This window comes from Bradyrhizobium sp. URHA0013 (assembly GCF_000518345.1).
Classification (GTDB): domain Bacteria; phylum Pseudomonadota; class Alphaproteobacteria; order Rhizobiales; family Xanthobacteraceae; genus Bradyrhizobium.
In genome coordinates this window covers 94,858-114,768 of sequence record NZ_JADK01000009.1, presented here as the reverse complement: position 1 = coordinate 114,768, position 19,911 = coordinate 94,858, and the positions used below count along the sequence as shown (strand labels likewise).

Genomic DNA, 19,911 nt, shown 5'->3' with positions numbered 1-19,911 from the left:
AAAGCTTCATTCAAGCGGTCGTCGTTCGATTTCGGCTATAGGTGTCGAGAAGACCGACCGTGACTGAAGGCCTTACGCGGGGATAGTACCATGCCGTCCGGCAGCGCAGACATTTCGTCGATCCTCGACCGCATTCTCGAGGCGGCGACGGATAACCTCAGGATCGCGAAGATCCTGGTCCAGATGGGCCTCGATCCGAACAACGTCACCTATGACTCGATCTTCAATCGGATGCTGGAGATCTTCGTCCAGAACATCACGCTGGCCAATATGTTTGCCGCGGTCGGCGCCGGCTTCTTCGTCGCCACCCTCCTGATGCGGACGATGGTTCCGCTGCGCGTCGCCAACATGGTCGGCTGCGCGTTCTTCGCCGTCTTCGGCGCGCTCTCTGCCAACGTCTCGACCTTCCTGCTCTATCTCCTGCTGCTACCGATCAACGCCTTGCGCCTGCGGCAGATGCTCAAGCTCGTCAAGAAGGCGCGCCATGCGGCCGAAGGCGACATGTCGATCGAATGGCTCAAGCCGTTCATGACCGAACGCAAATATCGCCGCGGCGACACGCTGTTCAAACTGGGCGACCCAGCCAAGGAGATGCTCCTCACGGTCACCGGCAAGTTCCTGGTCAAGGAGATCAATATCGAGATCATGCCGGGCGCGCTGATGGGCGAGCTCGGCTTCCTCACGCCGGGCAACCGGCGCACCGGAACGATCGAATGCATCGAAGACGGGCAGGTATTGACGATTACCTATGACCGGTTGCTCGAGATCTACTTCCAGGATCCGCAGTTCGGCTACTACTTCCTGGTGCTGACCAGCCAGCGCCTGCTGCAGAACATCGAGCGCCTCCAGAAGCAGCTGGCGTCGGAGCGCGCGGCCACCACGAACAGGATCGCGTGATCGATTGCCCCTCGCCGCTCAGTTCAACAGCAGCGCCATGCCCGGGTCGCCCTTCTCCATCGCACGCCGATAGCCCGCCCGCGCGCCGATGCGGCCGAGATATTTGACCACATTGGGACAGCGCGACACGTCATAGGGCTGGAAGTAGCGCATGGTGGTGAGTGAGAACACCGTCATGATGTCGGCGGTCGTGAAGGCGCTGCCCGCAAGGTATTCGGCCTCGCGAAGCCTTGCGTCGAGAAGATCGAAGGCCCGATCGAGACGCCCCTTCATCGCGAGCAGGGTCGGATTCTCCTTGGCGAGATCGAGCCGGCTCAGGATCATCATCCGCCCCATGCCGGGTTGCAGGGTGCCATTGGCGAAATGAAGCCAATACAGAAACTGCGCAAAGGCGGGATCAGTGGGCCCGAGCACGAGTCGGCCGTTGCCATATTTTGCAACGATGTAGTCGACGACCGCGCCGGATTCCGCGAGCACCAGTTCGCCGTCGGTGATCACCGGCGCCGCCCCGATCGGATGCAGCGCCTTGTACTCGGCCGGAGCCAGCATGGTGACGGGATCGCGCGCATAGCGCTTCAGCTCGTAGGGAATCGCCAGCTCCTCGCACAGCCAGACTATACGCTCGGACTGCGACTTGCCGAGATGATGGACGGTGAGCATGAGGCCTCCTGCGATCGCAATCGGATAGTTCGTGGCCCACATCTTATCCGTCATTGCGAGCGCAGCGAAGCAATCCAGACTGCCACAAAGGAAAGATTCTGGATTGCTTTGCTGCGCTCGCAATGACGATGCGGAGGCAGCAGGCCCGATGCTTCCTCCCATGTCCGCCCTACCCCGCCTCGTCTGTCACCATCCGCGCCACGACGCGGTCGCGGCGGATGAAGTGGTGCCAGAGCGCGGCGATCACGTGAACCGCGATCAAGGCGAGCAGCACATAGGCAAAAAGGATGTGGCGGTCTTCATAGGCGCCCGCCGCCACGCGGTCGGGGGCGGTGAATTGCGGCACGTGAAACAGGCCGAAGAAGTCCGAATAATCAGGTGCGTGCGCACCGGAATGCGCCCAGCCGAGCATGGTGACGACGATGACTGCGAGGTAGAGCGCGCCGTGGCTGACATGGGCGGCGACCTTCTGCCACCGCGAGGTCTCGGCCGGCATGGCGGGCGTCGGGTTGACGAGGCGCCAGACCAGGCGCACCACCGTGAGCAGCAGGATCACATAGCCGATATCGGCGTGGATCGAACGGTAGAAAAAGCGGTCGGGACGCGCCGGGATGTGGTTCATCCACCACCCGAAGCCGATCATGCCGATGATGGTCAGCGCCAGAACCCAGTGCAGCCATCGGGAAATGCTGCCCCAGCCGTGGCTGGTATTTCTGATCATGTCGGCTCTCCGGAGTTTTGCGGGCCTGTCCCTATCCGCGCCGCAGTCCGGCAGCTGATATCGGGTCCATGCGGCAATCGCGAAATCGAATCGGTCCAAATTAGCCCTAAGCGCCCCTGCCGCAAAACCGCCCCAAAAACCGAATGGTAACCATGTCCGGCTAGAGTGATCACGTGACCAATTCCCCGACGATTCTGGTGTTCGATTCCGGCCTTGGCGGGCTCACGGTCCTGCGTGAGGTCGTGGCCGCGCGCTCCGACGCGCATTACGTCTACGTCGCGGACGACGCCTTCTTTCCCTACGGCCACCACAGCGAGGACGAGATCATCGCCCGCGTGGTGCCGCTGATAGGGGAATTGGTCGGCACGCATGATCCTGACCTCGTCGTCATCGCCTGCAACACGGCGTCCACCTTGGTCCTATCGCATCTGCGCGCCGCTTATTCCCTGCCCTTCGTCGGCACTGTGCCGGCGATCAAGCCGGCCTGCGCGCAATCGAGGAGCCGCCGGGTGTCGGTGCTCGGCACCAAGGGCACGGTGAAGCGCGAATACACCAAGGCGCTGATCCGGGATTTCGCGCAAGGCTGCGAGGTGACATTGGTCGGTTCGCCCGAGCTGGCTGCGCTGGCTGAAGCCGAGCTCAGCGGCTCTCCCGTCAGCGACGACGCCATCCTCGCCGAGCTCGCCCCGTGTTTCGTCGGCGATGCCGGGGACGCAGGCGCACGCACCGACACCGTGGTGCTCGCCTGCACGCATTATCCACTGCTGCTCGACCGGCTGAAAAAACTCGCGCCCTGGCCGGTCGACTGGATCGATCCGGCGCCTGCGATCGCCCGCCGCGTCTCGGATCTGCTCGGCCCGCACACCGGTAGCACCGCGCAGTCCGGCGCCGAGATGATCTTCACCTCGAACCGCGTCCATGGCCTTTCGGCCAAGCTGACGCCGTTCTTCGGCGGCCGCATTCCAGCCTGACCTTGCGCCTCGACGGCGCGCTGCTAGGCTCCGCCCTCGTCGTTTCCTGCAGGTTCTTCCCATGTCCGTCCCGACCACGCCGCTCAACCGTCTCCGCCAGCTCTGGCGCGAGGACCGTCCCGCCTTCGGCGCGATCGCGACGATCCCGAGCGTGCAGACCGTGCAGATCATGGCGCGCTCACTCGACTGGATCATCGTCGATCTCGAGCATGGGCCGATTGGACTGACCGAAGCACATGCGATGATCGCGGCCACCACCGGCACACCGTGCACGCCGCTGGTGCGGATCGCGGCGAACGAACCGTGGCTTGCGAAGGCACCGATGGACATCGGCGCCTTCGGCATCAATTTTCCGATGATTACCAATCGCGCGGAGGCCGAGAAAGCGGTGCGCAGCGTGCGCTATCCACCACGCGGCGATCGGCTCTGGGGTCCGTTCCATGCACCATTCCGCTGGGGCCAGTCGATGCCGGACTACATGGCCAGCGCCGACGACGAGATGATCTGCATGATCACCATCGAGCACGTCGACGCCGTCAACCGCATCGACGAGATCATGGCCACGCCCGGCATCGACGTCGCTGTGATCGGCCCCGGCGATCTCGCCACCTCCATCAACAAGCGCGGCCAGATGGACGATCCGGAATTGCTGGAGCTGGTGGCCCGGGCCGAGGGCGGCATCCTCAGGAGCGGCGTACCGATCGGCGGCGTGGCGCGTACCGCGGACCAGGCCAATGCCCTGGTCGATCGCGGCTACCGCGCGATCGCGCTCGGCTTTGACTGGTCCCTGTTCCAGCGCGGCATCATGGCAGCGTTCGAGGGGATCAAGCGCTAGCCTTGAGCCTTTGCCGGGAGTTTTGCCGAGAGTCTTGCCGGGAACCACCGCGCTGCTAGGGTCGGTCGTTCCAGGGAGGAAAAACCATGCTCAAAAAGACTTTGCTCGCTCTCGCGTTCACCGGCCTCGCTGTTGCGGCCTTCGCCCAGCAGCCCGGCATCAAGCGCACCCCGCTCCAGAAGGTCGAATTTCCCGATGGCTACAACACCATCACGGCCATCGCGGAGGTCCCGGCGGGCGGCGCGGCGGGACGCCATACCCATCCGGGCATCGAGACCGGCTACGTGCTCGAAGGCGAACTCAATCTCCTCATCGACGGGCAGCCGGAAAAGACGCTGAAAGCCGGCGATTCCTACCAGATCCCGGCAGGCGTCGTGCATGACGCCAAAGCCCACGGCGACAAGGCTATGAAAGTGCTTGGGGTTTACGTCGTCGACAAGACCAAGCCGCTGGCCTCGCCGGCGCCCTGATGCGGCGAACCGACCGGCCCCATGCGGGTTGGTTCGTGCTAGAGCAGGCGGCGAGCGGGAACCGCTCGCTGCACAAACTTTAATCAGGGGAAACCAAAGAGCGATGCGCGGGACGCCCAAGACCATTTCGCTGCCGCGTCGCCTGATTATCGACCTCATGCAAGCCTCGATGGGCGTGCCCTTCGTGTCCCTGTCCCGTTCGCTCGATATCGGCCCCTTGCTGGAGGCCCGCGCGGGCGCGATGGCGCCAGCCGGCTGGGCGGCCATGTTCGTCAAGGCTTTTGCCCTGGTCGCCAGGGACGAGCCGGTCCTGCGTACCGTCTATGCCAAATGGCCCTGGCCGTCGCTCTACGAGTTGCCGAAGAGCGTGGCGTCGGTGGCCATTGCCCGGGTCGAGGGCGGCGAGGAATGCGTGATCCCGCAGCGAATCGTGGCTCCCGAGGCCATGACCCTGGCTGAGGTCGACGCCGAGATCCGGCGCGCCAAGACCGCCCCGATCGACGAAATTCCCATGTTCCGCAAGATCATGCGGGTGACCCGTCTGCCGCTGCCGCTGCGGCGGCTGTCCTGGGCGATAGGACTGAATTTCGGCCGGCAGCGAGGCAACTGGTTCGGCAGCTTCGCGGTGAGCTCGGTGGCCGCCTATGGTGGCGGCGAGCTTCACCCGATCACGCCCGGCCCCTTCATCGTCAGCTATGGGATGGTCGGGCCTGCCCAGACCATCCATGTCGTGATCCGCTGGGATCACCGGGTCACCGACGCCGCCCCGATCGCCCGGGTCCTGACCCGGCTGGAACAGGTCCTGAACACTGAAATCGCTGCCGAATTGCGGGCGGCCGGGTCGAAGCCGATCCGCGCGGTCGGGACGTGAGTCCGGGCCATTCGCATTGACAGCGAGCCCCAAATCCCCCTAAAAGCCGCTTGCTCGCGGGCCGATTTCGGCCCGCGAAGCGTTTCGCGACCCGTGGTCCTGTCCCTTAAGCTTTGGGGATCGGACCTGTCAGTGCCGGGCTAGCCCGTCACACAGGAGGGCGCGTTTCCTCAAACCAAGTACCTGAAGAGGACGCGATGACTAAGCGCAGTGAGGCGAAGTACAAACTCGATCGCCGTATGGGCCAGAACATCTGGGGCCGCCCGAAGAGCCCCGTGAACCGCCGCGAATACGGCCCCGGCCAGCACGGCCAGCGCCGCAAGGGCAAGCTCTCCGACTTCGGCGTGCAGCTGCGCGCCAAGCAGAAGCTGAAGGGCTATTACGCCAACATCTCCGAGCGTCAGTTCCACAGCATCTATGTCGAGGCCAGCCGTCTCAAGGGTGATACCGGCGAGAACCTGATCGGCCTGCTCGAGCGCCGTCTCGACGCCGTCGTGTACCGCGCCAAGTTCGTCTCGACGATCTTCGCCGCGCGCCAGTTCATCAACCACGGCCACGTCAAGGTGAACGGCCGCAAGGTCAACATCTCGAGCTATCTGGTCAAGCTCGGCGATGTGATCGAGGTCAAGGAATCCTCCAAGCAGCTCGCTCACGTCCTCGAAGCCAGCCAGCTCTCCGAGCGTGACACCCCCGACTATCTCGAAGTCGACCACGGCAAGATGACCGCGAAATACATTCGCATCCCGCACCTCTCCGACGTGCCGTTCCCGGTGCAGATGGAGCCGCATCTGGTCGTCGAATTCTATTCGCGCTGATAATTGCAGCATCGACAAAGGCCCCGGTTTTCCGGGGCCTTTTTGTTTGTTAGCATGCCATTGATGTCTCGCACGGCCGACCAGCTCGCCAACACTCATCCTTCGGCAACGCCGACTGAAGCGGCGCTCGGAGCGTGGGAGGCCCTCTCCCGCGACGAGCAGATCTGCCGATATCAGGGGCTGTTCGCTCAGCCCGATTGCAATATCTTCGCTGCCGACACGCCAGACGACATCCTGCTCGCCGCGCGACAGCGCGTCGCTCAACGTTCTCGTGGCTAGTTCAGGTCATTGGGACACGCACGCAACACGTTGCCATTGTTCGACTAGAGAATGAGACCAGCCATGCTCTACACCCCTCCCCCGATCGATCCCAAAGCGCCGCCAGTGCGCATCAATCTGCTCTCTGACACGCAGACAAAGCCGACACCCGCAATGCGCGAGGCGATGGCGCGGGCGGAGGTCGGCGACGAGCAGGTCGGCGACGATCCGACCGTGAATGCGCTGTGCGAGCGCGTCGCCGAGCTGCTCGGCAAGGAAGCCGCCGTGTACATGCCGTCAGGCACGATGTGCAACGTCACCGCAACGCTGGTGCATTGCCACCCCGGCGACGAGATCCTCGCCCATGAGAGCGCCCATATCATCGCGCGCGAAGGCGGCGCGCATGCCGCGATCGGCGGCTTCCAGGTCACGCAGCTGAAGGGACCCGACGGCCAGTTCACGCCGGAGACCTTTCGCAGAGCGCTGCATCCGCGCACGCGCTACCAACCGCCACAGACGGTGGTCAGCGTCGAGCAGACCGCCAATATCGGCGGCGGTACGGTCTGGAAGAAGGCCGCGCTCGACGAGATCGTCGCGATCGCGAAACAACATGGCCTCGTCACCCACATGGACGGCGCGCGCCTGCTCAACGCCACTGTCGCGAGCGGCATCTCCCCGCGCGACATGACCGCGGGCTGGGATTCGGCCTGGATCGACTTCTCGAAGGGCTTGGGCGCGCCGATCGGCGGCGTGCTGGCGGGCTCGCGCGCCTTCATCGATGCGGTCTGGCAGTGGAAGCAGCGGCTCGGCGGCTCGATGCGACAGGCCGGAATCTGCGCGGCGGCTTGCATCTACGCGCTCGACCATCATGTCGAGCGGCTCGCCGACGATCACGCCAATGCGCGCGCGCTCGCCCGCGGACTGTCGCAGATCGCAGGCGTCGAGGTGCAGGAGCCCGAGACCAATCTGGTGTTCTTCAAGCCCGATGGCGCCGGCATTCCCGGCGACAAGATGGTTGCGGCGCTGCGCCAGCGCGGCGTGACGCTTGCGATGATGGACGGCCGCATCCGCGCCTGCACGCATCTCGACGTCAATGCGAGCCAGGTCGAGGAGACGATCGGATATATCCGCGAGATCGTGCGCGGAGCGTAATCACCGCCCCATCGCCTGGTAGATCAACGTCTTCAGCGCCAGCTGAATCCGGCCGCGCTGCGTCGGAGTCTGCACCATGAAGATCCCGAACAGATCGTCCTCGGGATCGATGAAGAAGAACGTGCCGCCGACGCCGTCCCAGCGATATTCGCCGAGCGGCCACGTTGTTCCAGGGGGCACCGAGGTGCGCACGGCGAAGCCGAGACCGAAGCCGGAAGACCCGCCCGGATAATAGTTCTGGTCGCGCGCGATCTTCGTCTCCGGCCCGATATGATCCGAGGCCATCAGCGCGATGGTCTCCGGTTTGAGATAGCGCCGGCCGTCATAAGTGCCGCCGTTGAGCAGCATCTGGGCGAAACGGGCGTAGTCGCCGACCGTGCCGATCATACCGCCGCCGCCCGATTCCCATGTCGCGGGCCGCCTGATGTCGCGGACCTGCGTCGTCGGATTGATATTGCGATCCCCTGGCATCGGCTCGGCGATGCGCGGGAATTTGGCGGGATCGGCGACGAAGAAGGCCGTCTCGGTCATGCCGAGCGGATCAAGCAGCCGCTCCTTCTCGAACTGCAGCAGCGTCTTTCCCGCGATGATTTCGACGACGCGGCCGAGCACGTCGGTGGAATAGCCATAGTTCCACACCGTGCCGGGCTGCTCGACCAGCGGCAGCGTGGCGATCTTGGCGGCGAATTCGGCGTTGGTCAGATTGCTGTTGAAGAGATTGGCGTCCGCGTAGAGCTCGCGCACCATACCGCCGCCGTAATAGCCGTAAGGCAGCCCCGAGGTGTGGCGCAGCAGATCCTTGATCGCGATGGGTCGCTCCAGCGGCTCCAGCGACAGCGCGACTTTGCCGTCCTCGGCCTTCTTCTCGATGCCGACCTTCATGCCGGCGAAGGCCGGAATGTATTGCGAGACGGGATCGTCGAGCGACAGCCTGCCCTCCTCGACCAGCATCATCGCCATGACTGAGGTGACCGGCTTCGACATCGAGTAGAGGCGGAAGATCGTGTCCGCGCTCATCGATAACTCGGTCGCGACGTCGCGGACGCCGAAATCCTGGTAATACACCGGCTTGCCGTGCTGCTGAAGCAGCAGGATGGCGCCGGGAATCTTGCCGGTGGCGACCTCGTTGCGGATGTAATCGGAAACCTTCGCCAGCCCCGCAGGCGAGAGCGTGCGGGCCGCAGGTCTCTCCGAGCCTGCCTTCGTAACGATGCCGCCGGCGAGAAGGACGAGCGCCGCGATCAATGCGCGGCGCCCGAACATGTCAGTTCTCCATCGCTTCATAAACCAGCTGCTTCAATGTTCGCTGCACGCGCTGGCGCTCGGTCGGGGTCTGCTCCAGCAGCACGAAGAACATGTCCTGCTTGGGATCGATCACGAAATAACAGCCGGAGGCGCCGTCCCATTTTAATTCGCCGAGATCGCCGGGCGGCGGCGGTTTTGCGTTGCCGGGGTCGGTGCGCACCGCAAGTCCAAGACCGAAGCCGAAACCATCGCCGGGGAAATAGAAATAATCGCGATCGACGCCCGACTTGGGGCCGATCTGGTCGGTCACCATCAGCTTGAACGTCTCGGGCTTGAGAATCGTCTTGCCGTTGAGACTGCCGCCCTTGAGCAGCATCTGCGTAAAGCGCTCATAATCGGCCATGGTCGTCACCATACCGCCGCTGGCGAACTGGATCTTCTTGATCACCGTCGGATCGTTGATCCGCCCGACGCGGAAATCGCTGTCGTTCGGCACCGGCTGCGCCAGCAGCTTCTGCTTCTCGGGATCGGTGACGAAGAAGCCGGTATCGACCATGCCGAGCGGGTCGAGCAGCTTCTCCCGCTCGATCTCGATGAGCGGCTTGCCGGCCGCCACTTCCATGACCCGCGCCAGGATGTCGGTGGAATGGCCGTATTGCCACAGCGCGCCCGGCTGGTTGTGCAGCGGAAGTTTTGCGATTCGCTCGGCGAACTCCGCGAGGTCGAAATCGCCGGCATAGATGTTGGCATCGCGATAGGCCTTGCGGACCAGGCTGTCGCCATAGAAGCCGTAGGTGACGCCCGAAGTGTGCGTCATCAAATCGTGCACCGTCATCGGCCGGCTCGGCGGCACGAGCTCAAGCGACTTGGTGCCGTCCTCGGCCTTCTTCTCGACGCCGACTTTCACATTGGCGAAGGACGGAATGTATTTCGAGACGGGATCGTCGAGCTTGATCGTACCTTCCTCGATCAACTTCACTGCGACGACGGAGGTGATCGCCTTGCTCATCGAGAACAGGCGGAAGATCGTCTTGTCCGTGATCGGCGCCTTGCTGACCGCGTCCTGCACGCCGAAGACTTCGTGGTAGACCGGCTTGCCATGTTGCTTGATGAGGACGTTTGCCCCTGCGATCTTGCCGGTCGCGACCTCGTTCTTGAAGAACTCGGTGATCCTCGCGAGCTTGTCCGGATTGAAATGCGCGCCGGCCGGAATCTCGTAGGTGCCCTCCGCCCGCGCAAGCGACATCGTACCCAACGACACAAGCGCGGCGCAGACCAGCGCGCGCAGTCCAGACTGTGAAATCATCTCCCCTCCCCGGAACATGGCCCGGCGGAGTGTACCGACCGCGTCATCAGGCACAAGGGCCGCCGTACCGCGCCAAAACGTCCGCGTGCAGAGTCGAGCTCTTTTCCGAGAAACAACAAAATATGACGTCGACGACCAGCGGCGCGGCGGGAAGGGCTTCAATGGTCGCATGGACCGCAATCTTCGCCGCCTGGTCGGCCGGAAAGCCGTAAACCCCGGTCGAAATCGCGGAGAACGCCACGGAGGTCAGCCGATTGGCCCCGCAGAGCTCAAGCGTACGGCGATAGCATGAGCCCAGCGCCTGCGCCTCACCGCGAGTGCCGCCGTGCCAGACCGGGCCGACCGCATGGATCACATGGGGTGCAGGGAGAAGGTAACCCTTCGTGATCTTGGCATCGCCGGTCGGGCATCCTCCGAGCTTCCGACACTCGGCCAGAAGCTCGGGCCCGGCCGCCCGATGGATCGCCCCATCGACGCCGCCCCCACCCAGCAGCGACGTGTTGGCCGCGTTGACGATGGCGTCAACGCTCAGCGTAGTGATGTCAGCGACGATGACCTTGAGCTCCGCGCCGCCGATCCGGCGCGTCAGCTGGGTCACGTATCAGGCCGCGATAGCGACGCCCTTTTCGGAGAACAGCTGCTGCAATTCACCGGCCTGGAACATCTCGCGGACAATGTCGCAGCCGCCGACGAACTCGCCCTTCACATAGAGCTGCGGGATGGTCGGCCAGTTCGAAAAGTCCTTGATGCCGTTGCGCAGTTCGGCGGATTCGAGAACGTTGAGGCCCTTATAGCCGACGCCGATGTGGTCGAGAATCTGGACGACCTGGCCGGAGAAGCCGCACTGCGGAAATTGCGGTGTGCCCTTCATGAACAGAACCACGTCGTTCGACTTCACTTCGTTGGCGATGAATTCCTCGATGCTCATATCCGTGTCCTTCTGGGGCGGAGCCCACTCCAATTGCTTCGGGCTGGCTCAGCCGATTTAACCCGATCCCTGCCTATATATGTAGCCCAAACCGTTGTGCATCCAAAGTAAAATGGCGGCGAGCGGCCCCTGGGCGGACCGTTCTCGGCAGCAGCGGCCCATTGCATGATGGCACGAATATCATAGCCGGGGAGGACTTTCATACCGTCACGGAGCCCCTATCTAGGACGAACCCGGCGTTTTGGAACCCGACAACGCCAACAACGTTCTCTTGTCCTGTCTGGAGAAAAACGTGACGAAACCAGCCTCCGCTACGGCCCCCGCTCCGTCACCGTCGGCCGATTTGGGCGGCCTTGCCCAGAGGCTGGAAGACGCGTTTCTCAACGTCCGCGACGAGACCGAGCGCCGGGCCGCACCGCTGTCGCCGGAGGATCAGCAGATCCAGTCCATGCCGGACGCGAGCCCGACGAAATGGCACCGGGCGCACACCACCTGGTTCTGGGAGCAATTCGTGCTCGGCGAGCACTGTGCGGGCTACCGGCCCTTTCACCCTGACTTCGCCTTCCTGTTCAATTCCTATTACGTCAGCGCCGGCCCACGCCATTCCCGCAATCACCGCGGCGATATCACCCGTCCGAGCGCCGATCAGGTCGGCGCCTATCGAAAACATGTCGACGCTGCCGTCGTGAAATTCTTCCGCGACGCCGGCGAGGACAAGCTTGGCGAGATCGCGCCGCTGGTCGAGGTCGGCCTCAACCACGAGCAGCAGCATCAGGAATTGATGTTCACCGACATCCTGCACGCCTTCGCGCAGAACCCGATCCCGCCGGCCTATGATCCGGACTGGCGCTTCCCGGCCGCAACGCCGGCCAGCGAGGATTGGCTGACGCTGAACGAAGGCATCCACACCGTCGGTCATGTCGACGAGAGTTTTCATTTCGACAACGAGAAGCCGGCGCATCGCGCCCTCGTCGGCCCGGTCAAGCTCGCACGCAATCTCGTCACCAATGGCGAATGGCTCGCCTTCATGCGCGACGGTGGCTACCGGACCGCAACGCTGTGGCTGATGGACGGTTTTGCGGCCGTGAACAACGATGGCTGGGACGCCCCCGGCCATTGGCGCGAGATCGACGGCCAGTGGCATGTCATGACGCTGGCCGGCCTCAAGCCGGTCGATCCCGACGCGCCCGTTTGCCACGTCAGCTATTACGAGGCTGACGCCTTTGCGCGCTGGGCCGGAAAACATCTGCCCACCGAGATGGAATGGGAGGTCGCGGCCCGCGCGGGCCAGCTCAACGATGCGTTCGGCATCGTCTGGCAGTGGACGCGGTCGTCCTACTCGCCGTACCCCGGCTATCGCGCCATCGAAGGCGCGCTCGGCGAATACAACGGCAAGTTCATGGTCAACCAGCTGGTGCTGCGCGGCTCCTCGCTTGCAACCCCGGAGGGGCACAGCCGTATCACCTATCGTAACTTCTTTTATCCGCACCACCGGTGGCAATTCACGGGACTGCGGCTCGCCGACTACGAGTAAAATTCTTATCCGACGACAAATGCGCGCCGGACAGCGCGTTCAGGAGAGTATCATGAATGTGCACGCCAGCGCTTTGGCCGAAGCCCATCTTCCCGACGAACAAACCACCGCCTTTGCCCGCGAGGCCATCGAGGACCTCTCGCAGCAGCCCAAAAAGCTGTCGCCGAAATATTTCTACGATGCGGCCGGATCGGAATTGTTCGAAGCGATCACACGGCTGCCGGAATATTACCCGACGCGCACGGAGCTGGCGATCCTGAAGGAGCGTGGCAGCGAGATCGCAAAGATCATTCCGGAGCACGCGGCGCTCGTCGAATTCGGCGCGGGCGCGACCACAAAGGTTCGCCTGCTGCTCAACCACTGCAAGTTCGCGGCCTATGTGCCCGTCGACATCTCCGGCGACTTCCTGACGGCGCAGGCGAACGGCCTGAAGCGGGATTTTCCGTCACTCGGCATCTACCCGGTGGCGGCCGACTTCACCACGCCGTTCGAGCTGCCCAAGGCGGTGGCGACCATGCCCAAGGTCGGGTTCTTCCCGGGCTCGACCATCGGCAATTTCGAGCCGCATGAAGCGCAGGCGTTCCTGAAGAGCGCGCGCGCTATCCTGGGCCGGGGTGCGCAGATGATCATCGGCGCCGACCTCGAGAAGGAGGAGCGCCTGCTTCACGACGCCTATAACGATGCCGCCGGCGTCACCGCGCGTTTCAACCTCAATGTGCTGGTACGGATCAATCGCGAACTCGGCGGCAATTTCGACCTCTCCGCCTTCACCCATCGCGCGATCTACAATCGCGAGCGGCACCGCATCGAGATGCACCTGATCAGCAAGAAGAGCCAGACCGTGCGCCTGCTCGGCACCAGCTTTTCGTTCCGCGCGGGCGAGAGCATCCACACCGAGAACAGCTACAAATACAGCATCGAGCGCTTCGCCGCGCTGGCGCAGGGCGCAGGCTGGCGGGTGCGCGAGAGCTGGACGGATGCCGCGAAGATGTTCTCGGTGCATGCGCTGGAGGTGGCGGAGTAAGCGCTCCGGCGCCAATGGCGCCGGCTCAATGCTCCTCGGCTTGTTCCGGCGTCGATCCCAGGGAGACCGACTCCCACACCGCAACGACGATCATGATCACCGTCGCGGCGACCGACAGCCATAGCGGGGACAGTTCGGCGGCGAACCACGACAGCACCAGAAGCAGAATGATGCCGATGCCGTGCGAGAGCTGGAGGAAGCCGCGGATCGCATGCTTGAACAGGATGGTGCCGACCAGGAACAGCAAGGGACCGCCGATCGTGCTCACGATGATCCTGATATCGGAATGCCCGACCGGATGCTTCAGCACCAGTTCGTCGGAGACCGCGGTCAGGATGATGCCGGCGACGATCGGCATGTGCAGATAGGTGTAGGCGAGCCGCGCCAAACGGCCGGATTCGGCGGATTTCGAGATGCGCTCGGCGCCGGCCTCGGCGCCCTTGTGGAAATAGACCCACCACATCGCGATGCTGCCGACCAGCGCGGAGACGAAGGCCAAAATGTTGTCCGCGGTCCAGTCCAGTTCGGCAAAGGTGGCGCCGTTGACGACGACGGCCTCGCCAAGCGCGATGATGACGAAGAGCGAGCAGCGCTCGGCCATGTGGCCGCCTTCGACCGCCCAGGCCTCGACCGACGAGAAGCCCAGCTTGGGGACCCAGAAGCGCACTGCCGGCGAGATGTATTCGATCGTCAGCGCCACGATCCAGAACCATAGCCGCACCTCGTCATGGGCGAGGCCGCCGAGGATCCAGAAGATCGCGGAGACCGAGAGCCATGTCAGGATGCGGATCGCATTGTGCCGGACCGCCGTTCGGTGGCGCGGAGTCGCAAACATCCAGAAGGCGGTGCGCCCGACCTGCATCGTTGCGTAGGCGATCGCAAACCACAGGCCCCGCCCCTCGAACGCGGTCGGGATCGTCGTGGACAGCACGAGGCCACCCAGCATCATCAGGAAGATCAGGATGCGGACCGGCGTCAGTTCGGGATCGAGCCAGTTGGTGACCCAGGCGGTGTAGACCCACACCCACCATACCGCGAGAAACAGCACCGCGACGTGCACCGCACCGAGCGGCGTGAAATGGTGCAGCAGTGTGTGGGAGACCTGCGTGATCGCGAAAACGAAGACCAGGTCGAAGAACAGCTCGGCATTGGTGACGCGGCTGTGCTGGTTCGGCAGGATGACGCGAAACATCGCGCCGCGAGGATTGTCCGCAGCCATCGTCATGCCCCCGTCACGATCGCATCAGGCGCCCGGCACCCCGGTTTGCAGCGCCAGCGCATGCAACACGCCGCCCATCTGGCCGCGCAGGGACTGATAGACGATCTGGTGCTGCTGGACGCGGGACTTGCCGCGGAAGGTCTCCGAGATCACGGTCGCGGCATAGTGATCGCCGTCCCCGGCGAGGTCACGGATGGTCACCTCGGCATCGGGGATCGCCGCCTTGATCATCGCCTCGATATCGTGGGCGTCCATTGGCATTCGGGTCGTGCTCCTGTCTCGGCTGCAATCAGCCTTGTCGTCGAATCGCTGCCGGGGTCCGGGATCTGCAAAGCCAAACTTGCCGGCGGGGCCAAACTTAGCGTGAACGGCCTTCTACGTCACGCCTTCCGGCACTATATCGGTGATCCGATCTGGATAAAGCCACGACAAAGTGCCGCGCGCGGCAGAGTGATCGAAAAAGGCGTGAAATCATGAAGCTTCCAGGGCCCGACCACCCCATCACCATCACCCCAAATCCCCGGCGCGTCCGGGTCACGGCCGGCGATATCGTGATCGCCGAGACCACCAAGGCGCTGACGCTGAAAGAGGCGAAATATCCGGCGGTGCAATATGTGCCGCGACAGGACGCCAACATGGCGCTGCTGGAGCGCACCGACCGCGTCACCCACTGCCCCTACAAGGGAGATGCGAGCTACTACAGCGTCAAGGCCGACGGCAAGACGCTGGACAACGCGATCTGGACCTATGAGGCGCCATTCCCCGCGATGACCGAGATTTCCGGTCACCTCGCCTTCTATCCGGACAAGGTGAAGATCGAGGAAGTGGGGTAAGCCCACATAGGGCCTGCCGTCATGGCCGGGCTCGTCCCGGCCATCCACGCCCTTGGCTGCCGCGGATACAAAGAACGTGGATGCATGCCCGGGGCAAGCCCGGGCACGACGACTGGGAATGCCGACGCGAGCCCCGCTACGCCCTGAAGATCGTGAGCCCCAGGATCAGCAGCACCAGGAAAATCGCGACGAACACATAGAACAGGAAGCGGGCGATGTCGGCGGAGGCGGCCGAGATGCCGGTGAAGCCGAGCACGCCGGCCACGATCGAGACAAGTAAGAAGATCAGCGCCCATTTCAGGATCGTCATCGCCAGCTCCGAAATTGGACCGCCTGTCGCGGCCCTCAAGCCCTTTTGGCGAACGCTAACTGCGTCGCAGGGAACTGGTTCCTAGCGGCAACGGGCCCTGCGGGCGTCCCAAACGACCCTTGCTGAATCCGGTTCCCGGCAGCAAAGTCCCGCTGGGACGGAAAGCGCGACCGGGGCGGCCACGATGACGATGTCACATTCAGCGACGATCGGAGCAGAGGCGCATGCGGCGCCGAAGGCCAAGGCGCGCAATCTGTCGCTCGATCGCGCCCGCACCTTCCTCACGCTGGTGGTGCTGCTGCACCACGCCGTCATTCCCTACACCTATTTCGGGCACACCGATCCGGCGTCCTGGGCCGGTTTCGACGTGGTCGTGCTGGCCACCGACAGCTTCTTCATGGCGATGTTCTTCTTCCTGTCGGGACTGTTCACCTGGCCCGGCATCGGGCGCAAGGCGCCGTCGGTCTTTCTCCGCGACCGCCTGTTGCGGCTCGGGCTGCCGTTCGCGATCGCGGCGTTCACCGTCATCCCGCTCGCCTATTACGCGATCGCGCTGCGGCACGATCCCGGGCTGAGCTTCACGGCATTCTGGTGGAAGACGATCACGGTTGGCCCGTGGCCGAGCGGCCCGATCTGGTTCGTGTGGGTGCTGCTGGCATTCGACCTGACCGCAAGCCTGCTCTACCGGGTCTCCGCGCATCTGGTCGATCCGGGCAACCGCGTGTCGCTGCGCGGATTCGACCAGCCGGCCGTATTCTGGCTGCTGCTCGTCGTCGTCACGACAATCGCCTACGTGCCGGCGCTGCTCTATTTCGGCGGCAGCAAATGGTTCGAGCTCGGGCCGTTCTCGGTGCAGGCCAGCCGCATCCTGCTCTACTTCGCGTATTTCTTCATCGGCGTCAGTGTTGGAGCTGCGAATTTCGATCGCGGCATCCTCAGCGCCGGCGGCCAGTTGCCGAAACAGCGCTGGCTCTGGGTGCTCGCCACGCTGATCCCCTACTGCCTGATGTGGGTCATGATCTACATCAAGCGCGAAGTTCTCGGTAATCCCGACCCACAGCCGCACTGGTACCAGGCGATCTACGGCACGTTCTTCGTGCTGTTCTCAGGCTCGATCCTGCTCGCGATCCTCGCCTTCTTCCTGCACCAGAAGTCGCCGGGACCGAACCTGCTCGACCGCATGCAGGCGGATGCCTACGGCATCTTCCTGGTGCACTACCCGATCGCGCTGTGGATTCAGTACGCGCTGTTCGATTACAGCTGGCCTGCGATCGTGAAAGCCGCGATCGGCTTCGTGCTCACGGTGATCCTGAGCTGGGGACTGACGGCGGGCTTACGGAAAATTCCGGGGGCCTCGCACGTGTTGTGAGGCCGAGCTCTTTCCATTCGTCATTGCGAGGAGCTCTTGCGACGAAGCAATCCAGAGTGCCTCGGCGGTGAGGCTCTGGATTGCTTCGCTGCGCTCGCAATGACGGAGTTTGCGGAAGCGCGTCCTACGCCGCCTTGCCGCCCATATACTCCGGCAGCCAGCGCTCGAACGAGGTCCGCAGCGCCTCTATCGTCACAGGCGCCTCGCCCGCGATCGCGATCGCGTCGCCGCCGGTGGTGCCGATCCGCACGCAGGGCACCTCGCAGCCGCGCATCTTGGCGAGCACGCGGCCGGCCTCGGTTTCAGGCACGATGACGAGATAGCGCGCCTGGTCCTCGCCGAACCAATAGGCCTGAGGCACCAACGAGGTTGGCGCCGCGAGCAGTTTGGCGCCGATACCGCTCGCCATCGCCATCTCGGCAAGAGCGATCAGCAGGCCGCCGTCGGAGAGATCGTGCACGGCGCTCGCGGTGCCCGCATGGATCATGCCGCGCACGCAGTCGCCGTTGCGCTTCTCGGCGGCGAGATCGACCGGCGGCGGCGCCCCTTCCTCGCGACCGCAGATGTCGCGCAAGTAAACCGACTGGCCGAGCCAGCCGTGAGTTTCGCCGATCAGGAGGATCGCCTCGCCTTCGGCCTTGAACGCGAGCGAGGCTGACTTGGTGAAGTCGTCGAGCAAACCGACGCCGCCGATCGAGGGCGTCGGCAGGATCGCGCGGCCGTTGGTCTCGTTGTAGAGCGAGACGTTGCCGGACACGACCGGGAAGTCGAGCATGCGGCAGGCTTCCGAGATGCCCTTCAGGCAGCCGACGAACTGGCCCATGATCTCGGGCCGCTCGGGGTTGCCGAAATTGAGATTGTCGGTGATCGCGAGCGGCTTGCCGCCGACCGCAGTGATGTTGCGCCAGGCTTCCGCCACGGCCTGCATGCCGCCCTGATAGGGATCGGCCTCGCAATAACGCGGCGTCACGTCGACGGTCAGCGCCAAGCCCTTCGGGCCGTCCTGCACGCGGACCACGGCGGCATCGCCGCCGGGACGCTGCATGGTGTTGCCGAGAATGACGTGGTCGTACTGCTCCCAGACCCAGCGCTTGCTGCACATGTCGGGCGTGCCGATCAGCTTTTCGAGCGCGGCACCGAGACCCATCGGCGCCGCCACTTCGCGCGCATGCACGACCGGCAAAGCGGCGGAAGGGACATGCGGGCGGTCATAGAGCGGCGCCTCGTCGCCGAGCTCCTTGATCGGCAAATCGGCCATGACGTCGCCGCCATGCTTGACCACAAAGCGCTTGCTCGGCGTGGTGTAGCCGACCACGGCGAAATCAAGGCCCCACTTCTTGAAGATCGCCTCGGCCTCTTTCTCCTTCTCGGGCTTGAGCACCATGAGCATGCGCTCCTGGCTCTCCGAGAGCATCATCTCGTAGGCGCTCATGCCGATCTCGCGCGTCGGCACCGCATCGAGATCGAGATCGACGCCGAGGTCGCCCTTGGCGCCCATCTCGACCGCCGAACACGTCAGACCCGCCGCGCCCATGTCCTGGATCGCGATGACGCAGCCCTTCTCCATGATCTCGAGACAAGCCTCTAACAGCAGCTTTTCGGCGAAGGGATCGCCGACCTGCACGGTCGGACGCTTCTCTTCGGACTTGTCGTCGAACTCGGCCGAAGCCATCGAGGCGCCGTGGATGCCGTCGCGGCCGGTCTTGGAGCCCAAATAGACGATCGGCATATTCACGCCGGAGGCGGCCGCATAGAAGATCTTGTCGGTATCGGCGAGGCCGACCGCCATCGCGTTGACGAGAATGTTGCCGTCATAGCGGGTATGGAAACGGACCTGGCCACCGACCGTCGGAACGCCGAAGGAATTGCCGTAGCCGCCGACCCCGGCGACGACGCCGGAGACGAGATGGCGCGTCCTGGCATGCTCAGGCGCGCCGAAGCTCAGCGCATTGAGGCAGGCGATCGGACGCGCGCCCATGGTGAAGACGTCGCGCAAGATGCCGCCGACACCGGTGGTGGCGCCCTGGTACGGCTCGATGTAGCTCGGGTGGTTGTGGCTCTCCATCTTGAAGACCACGGCCTGGCCGTCGCCAATGTCGATCACGCCGGCGTTCTCGCCAGGACCCTGGATCACCCAGGGCGCCTTCGTCGGCAGACCCTTCAAATGGAGGCGCGAGGATTTATACGAGCAGTGCTCGTTCCACATCGCCGAGAAGATGCCGAGCTCGGTGAAGGTCGGCTCCCGCCCGATCAGCTTCAGAATGCGCTCATACTCGTCGGGCTTGAGCCCGTGGGCGGCAATCAGCTCGGGGGTGATCTTGGGTTCATTCTTCATGGATTCGAGGCTTTCGACGGCGGTGGGCCGTTCTTAGGAACATCGGACGGCTTGGAAAAGCCCTTTATGGCGCATTTTCCCGCTGTCCCACGTTTTGCGGCCGGGGGCTGCGGGAACAGGAATTGCACAGCGCGGACAGATCGGATTTAAGGGCAAAC

22 protein-coding genes are annotated in these 19,911 nt (G+C 63.9%); 12 read left to right on the top strand and 10 right to left on the bottom strand.

What is annotated here, in order from left to right; translation table 11 throughout:
- The first annotated feature begins 90 nt into the window (after window positions 1–90).
- Window positions 91–897, top strand: coding sequence for a Crp/Fnr family transcriptional regulator (locus N551_RS0115385; RefSeq protein WP_027567682.1), 807 nt, complete (start codon window positions 91–93; stop codon window positions 895–897).
- An 18-nt stretch (window positions 898–915) separates the two neighbouring features.
- Here N551_RS0115385 and N551_RS0115380 read toward each other — a convergent pair whose 3' ends face one another.
- Complete coding sequence (locus tag N551_RS0115380) at window positions 916–1,557, bottom strand: glutathione S-transferase family protein (protein ID WP_027567681.1); 642 nt, start codon at window positions 1,555–1,557, stop codon at window positions 916–918.
- A 169-nt stretch (window positions 1,558–1,726) separates the two neighbouring features.
- Window positions 1,727–2,278 carry a cytochrome b gene (locus tag N551_RS0115375; protein ID WP_027567680.1) on the bottom strand — a complete coding sequence of 184 codons (552 nt, stop codon included), beginning with the start codon at window positions 2,276–2,278 and terminating at the stop codon, window positions 1,727–1,729.
- Window positions 2,279–2,451: 173 nt separating this feature from the next.
- On the opposite strand from N551_RS0115375, the gene murI reads away from it, so the two are divergent.
- The 7 genes from murI (at window position 2,452) to N551_RS0115340 (ending at window position 7,650) form a co-directional block, all read left to right on the top strand.
- Window positions 2,452–3,249: a glutamate racemase gene (murI, locus tag N551_RS0115370; RefSeq protein ID WP_027567679.1), complete on the top strand. Its 798-nt coding sequence runs from the start codon at window positions 2,452–2,454 to the stop codon at window positions 3,247–3,249.
- A gap of 61 nt (window positions 3,250–3,310) precedes the next feature.
- A complete protein-coding gene (locus N551_RS0115365) occupies window positions 3,311–4,084 on the top strand; it encodes an HpcH/HpaI aldolase/citrate lyase family protein (RefSeq protein ID WP_027567678.1) in 774 nt (257 codons plus the stop codon).
- Between the two features lie 86 nt (window positions 4,085–4,170).
- Window positions 4,171–4,554: a cupin domain-containing protein gene (locus tag N551_RS0115360; protein WP_027518835.1), complete on the top strand. Its 384-nt coding sequence runs from the start codon at window positions 4,171–4,173 to the stop codon at window positions 4,552–4,554.
- 103 nt (window positions 4,555–4,657) lie between these two features.
- Complete coding sequence (locus N551_RS0115355) at window positions 4,658–5,425, top strand: acyltransferase (protein ID WP_027567677.1); 768 nt, start codon at window positions 4,658–4,660, stop codon at window positions 5,423–5,425.
- Between the two features lie 197 nt (window positions 5,426–5,622).
- The gene (rpsD, locus tag N551_RS0115350; protein ID WP_007602315.1) at window positions 5,623–6,240 is read left to right on the top strand and encodes a 30S ribosomal protein S4; all 618 of its coding nucleotides are present in this window, start codon (window positions 5,623–5,625) and stop codon (window positions 6,238–6,240) included.
- Between the two features lie 63 nt (window positions 6,241–6,303).
- Window positions 6,304–6,519 (top strand): hypothetical protein, encoded by a 216-nt coding sequence (locus N551_RS0115345; protein WP_245287780.1) that lies wholly within the window; start codon window positions 6,304–6,306, stop codon window positions 6,517–6,519.
- Between the two features lie 63 nt (window positions 6,520–6,582).
- Window positions 6,583–7,650: a low specificity L-threonine aldolase gene (locus tag N551_RS0115340; RefSeq protein ID WP_027567675.1), complete on the top strand. Its 1,068-nt coding sequence runs from the start codon at window positions 6,583–6,585 to the stop codon at window positions 7,648–7,650.
- Here the strand turns inward: N551_RS0115340 and N551_RS0115335 are convergent, their stop codons facing one another.
- From N551_RS0115335 to grxD, 4 genes are read right to left on the bottom strand one after another with little or no spacing between them, the layout of a single operon-like run.
- The gene (locus N551_RS0115335; RefSeq protein WP_027567674.1) at window positions 7,651–8,913 is read right to left on the bottom strand and encodes a serine hydrolase; all 1,263 of its coding nucleotides are present in this window, start codon (window positions 8,911–8,913) and stop codon (window positions 7,651–7,653) included.
- 1 nt (window position 8,914) lies between these two features.
- Window positions 8,915–10,201, bottom strand: a complete 1,287-nt coding sequence (locus N551_RS0115330; protein ID WP_027567673.1) for a serine hydrolase — start codon at window positions 10,199–10,201, stop codon at window positions 8,915–8,917.
- Between the two features lie 46 nt (window positions 10,202–10,247).
- Window positions 10,248–10,799: an O-acetyl-ADP-ribose deacetylase gene (locus tag N551_RS0115325; RefSeq protein WP_027567672.1), complete on the bottom strand. Its 552-nt coding sequence runs from the start codon at window positions 10,797–10,799 to the stop codon at window positions 10,248–10,250.
- A gap of 3 nt (window positions 10,800–10,802) precedes the next feature.
- On the bottom strand, window positions 10,803–11,129 hold the full coding sequence (grxD, locus tag N551_RS0115320) for a Grx4 family monothiol glutaredoxin (protein WP_007612111.1): 327 nt from the start codon (window positions 11,127–11,129) through the stop codon (window positions 10,803–10,805).
- A 241-nt stretch (window positions 11,130–11,370) separates the two neighbouring features.
- Between grxD and egtB the strand changes: the two genes are divergently transcribed.
- Window positions 11,371–12,663 (top strand): ergothioneine biosynthesis protein EgtB, encoded by a 1,293-nt coding sequence (gene egtB, locus N551_RS0115315; RefSeq protein ID WP_027567671.1) that lies wholly within the window; start codon window positions 11,371–11,373, stop codon window positions 12,661–12,663.
- Between the two features lie 52 nt (window positions 12,664–12,715).
- A complete protein-coding gene (gene egtD / locus N551_RS0115310; protein WP_027567670.1) occupies window positions 12,716–13,687 on the top strand; it encodes an L-histidine N(alpha)-methyltransferase in 972 nt (323 codons plus the stop codon).
- 25 nt (window positions 13,688–13,712) lie between these two features.
- On the opposite strand, the gene N551_RS0115305 is transcribed toward egtD, so the two are convergent.
- Both N551_RS0115305 and N551_RS0115300 read right to left on the bottom strand, forming a co-directional pair.
- Complete coding sequence (locus N551_RS0115305; RefSeq protein ID WP_027567669.1) at window positions 13,713–14,906, bottom strand: low temperature requirement protein A; 1,194 nt, start codon at window positions 14,904–14,906, stop codon at window positions 13,713–13,715.
- Between the two features lie 24 nt (window positions 14,907–14,930).
- Window positions 14,931–15,167 carry a BolA/IbaG family iron-sulfur metabolism protein gene (locus N551_RS0115300; protein WP_007602284.1) on the bottom strand — a complete coding sequence of 79 codons (237 nt, stop codon included), beginning with the start codon at window positions 15,165–15,167 and terminating at the stop codon, window positions 14,931–14,933.
- A 212-nt stretch (window positions 15,168–15,379) separates the two neighbouring features.
- On the opposite strand from N551_RS0115300, the gene N551_RS0115295 reads away from it, so the two are divergent.
- Window positions 15,380–15,739 (top strand): DUF427 domain-containing protein, encoded by a 360-nt coding sequence (locus tag N551_RS0115295; protein WP_027567668.1) that lies wholly within the window; start codon window positions 15,380–15,382, stop codon window positions 15,737–15,739.
- A gap of 136 nt (window positions 15,740–15,875) precedes the next feature.
- On the opposite strand, the gene N551_RS37015 is transcribed toward N551_RS0115295, so the two are convergent.
- Complete coding sequence (locus N551_RS37015; RefSeq protein WP_007602280.1) at window positions 15,876–16,049, bottom strand: DUF1328 domain-containing protein; 174 nt, start codon at window positions 16,047–16,049, stop codon at window positions 15,876–15,878.
- A 190-nt stretch (window positions 16,050–16,239) separates the two neighbouring features.
- On the opposite strand from N551_RS37015, the gene N551_RS0115285 reads away from it, so the two are divergent.
- Window positions 16,240–17,418, top strand: coding sequence for an acyltransferase (locus N551_RS0115285; RefSeq protein ID WP_035961412.1), 1,179 nt, complete (start codon window positions 16,240–16,242; stop codon window positions 17,416–17,418).
- 124 nt (window positions 17,419–17,542) lie between these two features.
- Here the strand turns inward: N551_RS0115285 and purL are convergent, their stop codons facing one another.
- On the bottom strand, window positions 17,543–19,753 hold the full coding sequence (purL, locus tag N551_RS0115280; protein ID WP_027567666.1) for a phosphoribosylformylglycinamidine synthase subunit PurL: 2,211 nt from the start codon (window positions 19,751–19,753) through the stop codon (window positions 17,543–17,545).
- Window positions 19,754–19,911: the final 158 nt, after the last annotated feature.

Bases quoted from the DNA above. Each gene is read 5' to 3' on its own strand.
- N551_RS0115285 (WP_035961412.1), top strand. From the start codon at position 16,240: ATGTCACATTCAGCGACGATCGGAGCAGAGGCGCATGCGGCGCCGAAG.
- rpsD (WP_007602315.1), top strand. From the start codon at position 5,623: ATGACTAAGCGCAGTGAGGCGAAGTACAAACTCGATCGCCGTATGGGC.
- N551_RS0115380 (WP_027567681.1), bottom strand. From the start codon at position 1,557: ATGCTCACCGTCCATCATCTCGGCAAGTCGCAGTCCGAGCGTATAGTC.
- purL (WP_027567666.1), bottom strand. From the start codon at position 19,753: ATGAAGAATGAACCCAAGATCACCCCCGAGCTGATTGCCGCCCACGGG.
- N551_RS0115360 (WP_027518835.1), top strand. From the start codon at position 4,171: ATGCTCAAAAAGACTTTGCTCGCTCTCGCGTTCACCGGCCTCGCTGTT.
- N551_RS0115365 (WP_027567678.1), top strand. From the start codon at position 3,311: ATGTCCGTCCCGACCACGCCGCTCAACCGTCTCCGCCAGCTCTGGCGC.
- N551_RS37015 (WP_007602280.1), bottom strand. From the start codon at position 16,049: ATGACGATCCTGAAATGGGCGCTGATCTTCTTACTTGTCTCGATCGTG.
- N551_RS0115300 (WP_007602284.1), bottom strand. From the start codon at position 15,167: ATGCCAATGGACGCCCACGATATCGAGGCGATGATCAAGGCGGCGATC.
- grxD (WP_007612111.1), bottom strand. From the start codon at position 11,129: ATGAGCATCGAGGAATTCATCGCCAACGAAGTGAAGTCGAACGACGTG.
- N551_RS0115385 (WP_027567682.1), top strand. From the start codon at position 91: ATGCCGTCCGGCAGCGCAGACATTTCGTCGATCCTCGACCGCATTCTC.
- N551_RS0115340 (WP_027567675.1), top strand. From the start codon at position 6,583: ATGCTCTACACCCCTCCCCCGATCGATCCCAAAGCGCCGCCAGTGCGC.
- N551_RS0115305 (WP_027567669.1), bottom strand. From the start codon at position 14,906: ATGGCTGCGGACAATCCTCGCGGCGCGATGTTTCGCGTCATCCTGCCG.
- N551_RS0115295 (WP_027567668.1), top strand. From the start codon at position 15,380: ATGAAGCTTCCAGGGCCCGACCACCCCATCACCATCACCCCAAATCCC.
- N551_RS0115345 (WP_245287780.1), top strand. From the start codon at position 6,304: ATGTCTCGCACGGCCGACCAGCTCGCCAACACTCATCCTTCGGCAACG.
- N551_RS0115375 (WP_027567680.1), bottom strand. From the start codon at position 2,278: ATGATCAGAAATACCAGCCACGGCTGGGGCAGCATTTCCCGATGGCTG.
- egtD (WP_027567670.1), top strand. From the start codon at position 12,716: ATGAATGTGCACGCCAGCGCTTTGGCCGAAGCCCATCTTCCCGACGAA.
- N551_RS0115330 (WP_027567673.1), bottom strand. From the start codon at position 10,201: ATGATTTCACAGTCTGGACTGCGCGCGCTGGTCTGCGCCGCGCTTGTG.
- N551_RS0115355 (WP_027567677.1), top strand. From the start codon at position 4,658: ATGCGCGGGACGCCCAAGACCATTTCGCTGCCGCGTCGCCTGATTATC.
- N551_RS0115335 (WP_027567674.1), bottom strand. From the start codon at position 8,913: ATGTTCGGGCGCCGCGCATTGATCGCGGCGCTCGTCCTTCTCGCCGGC.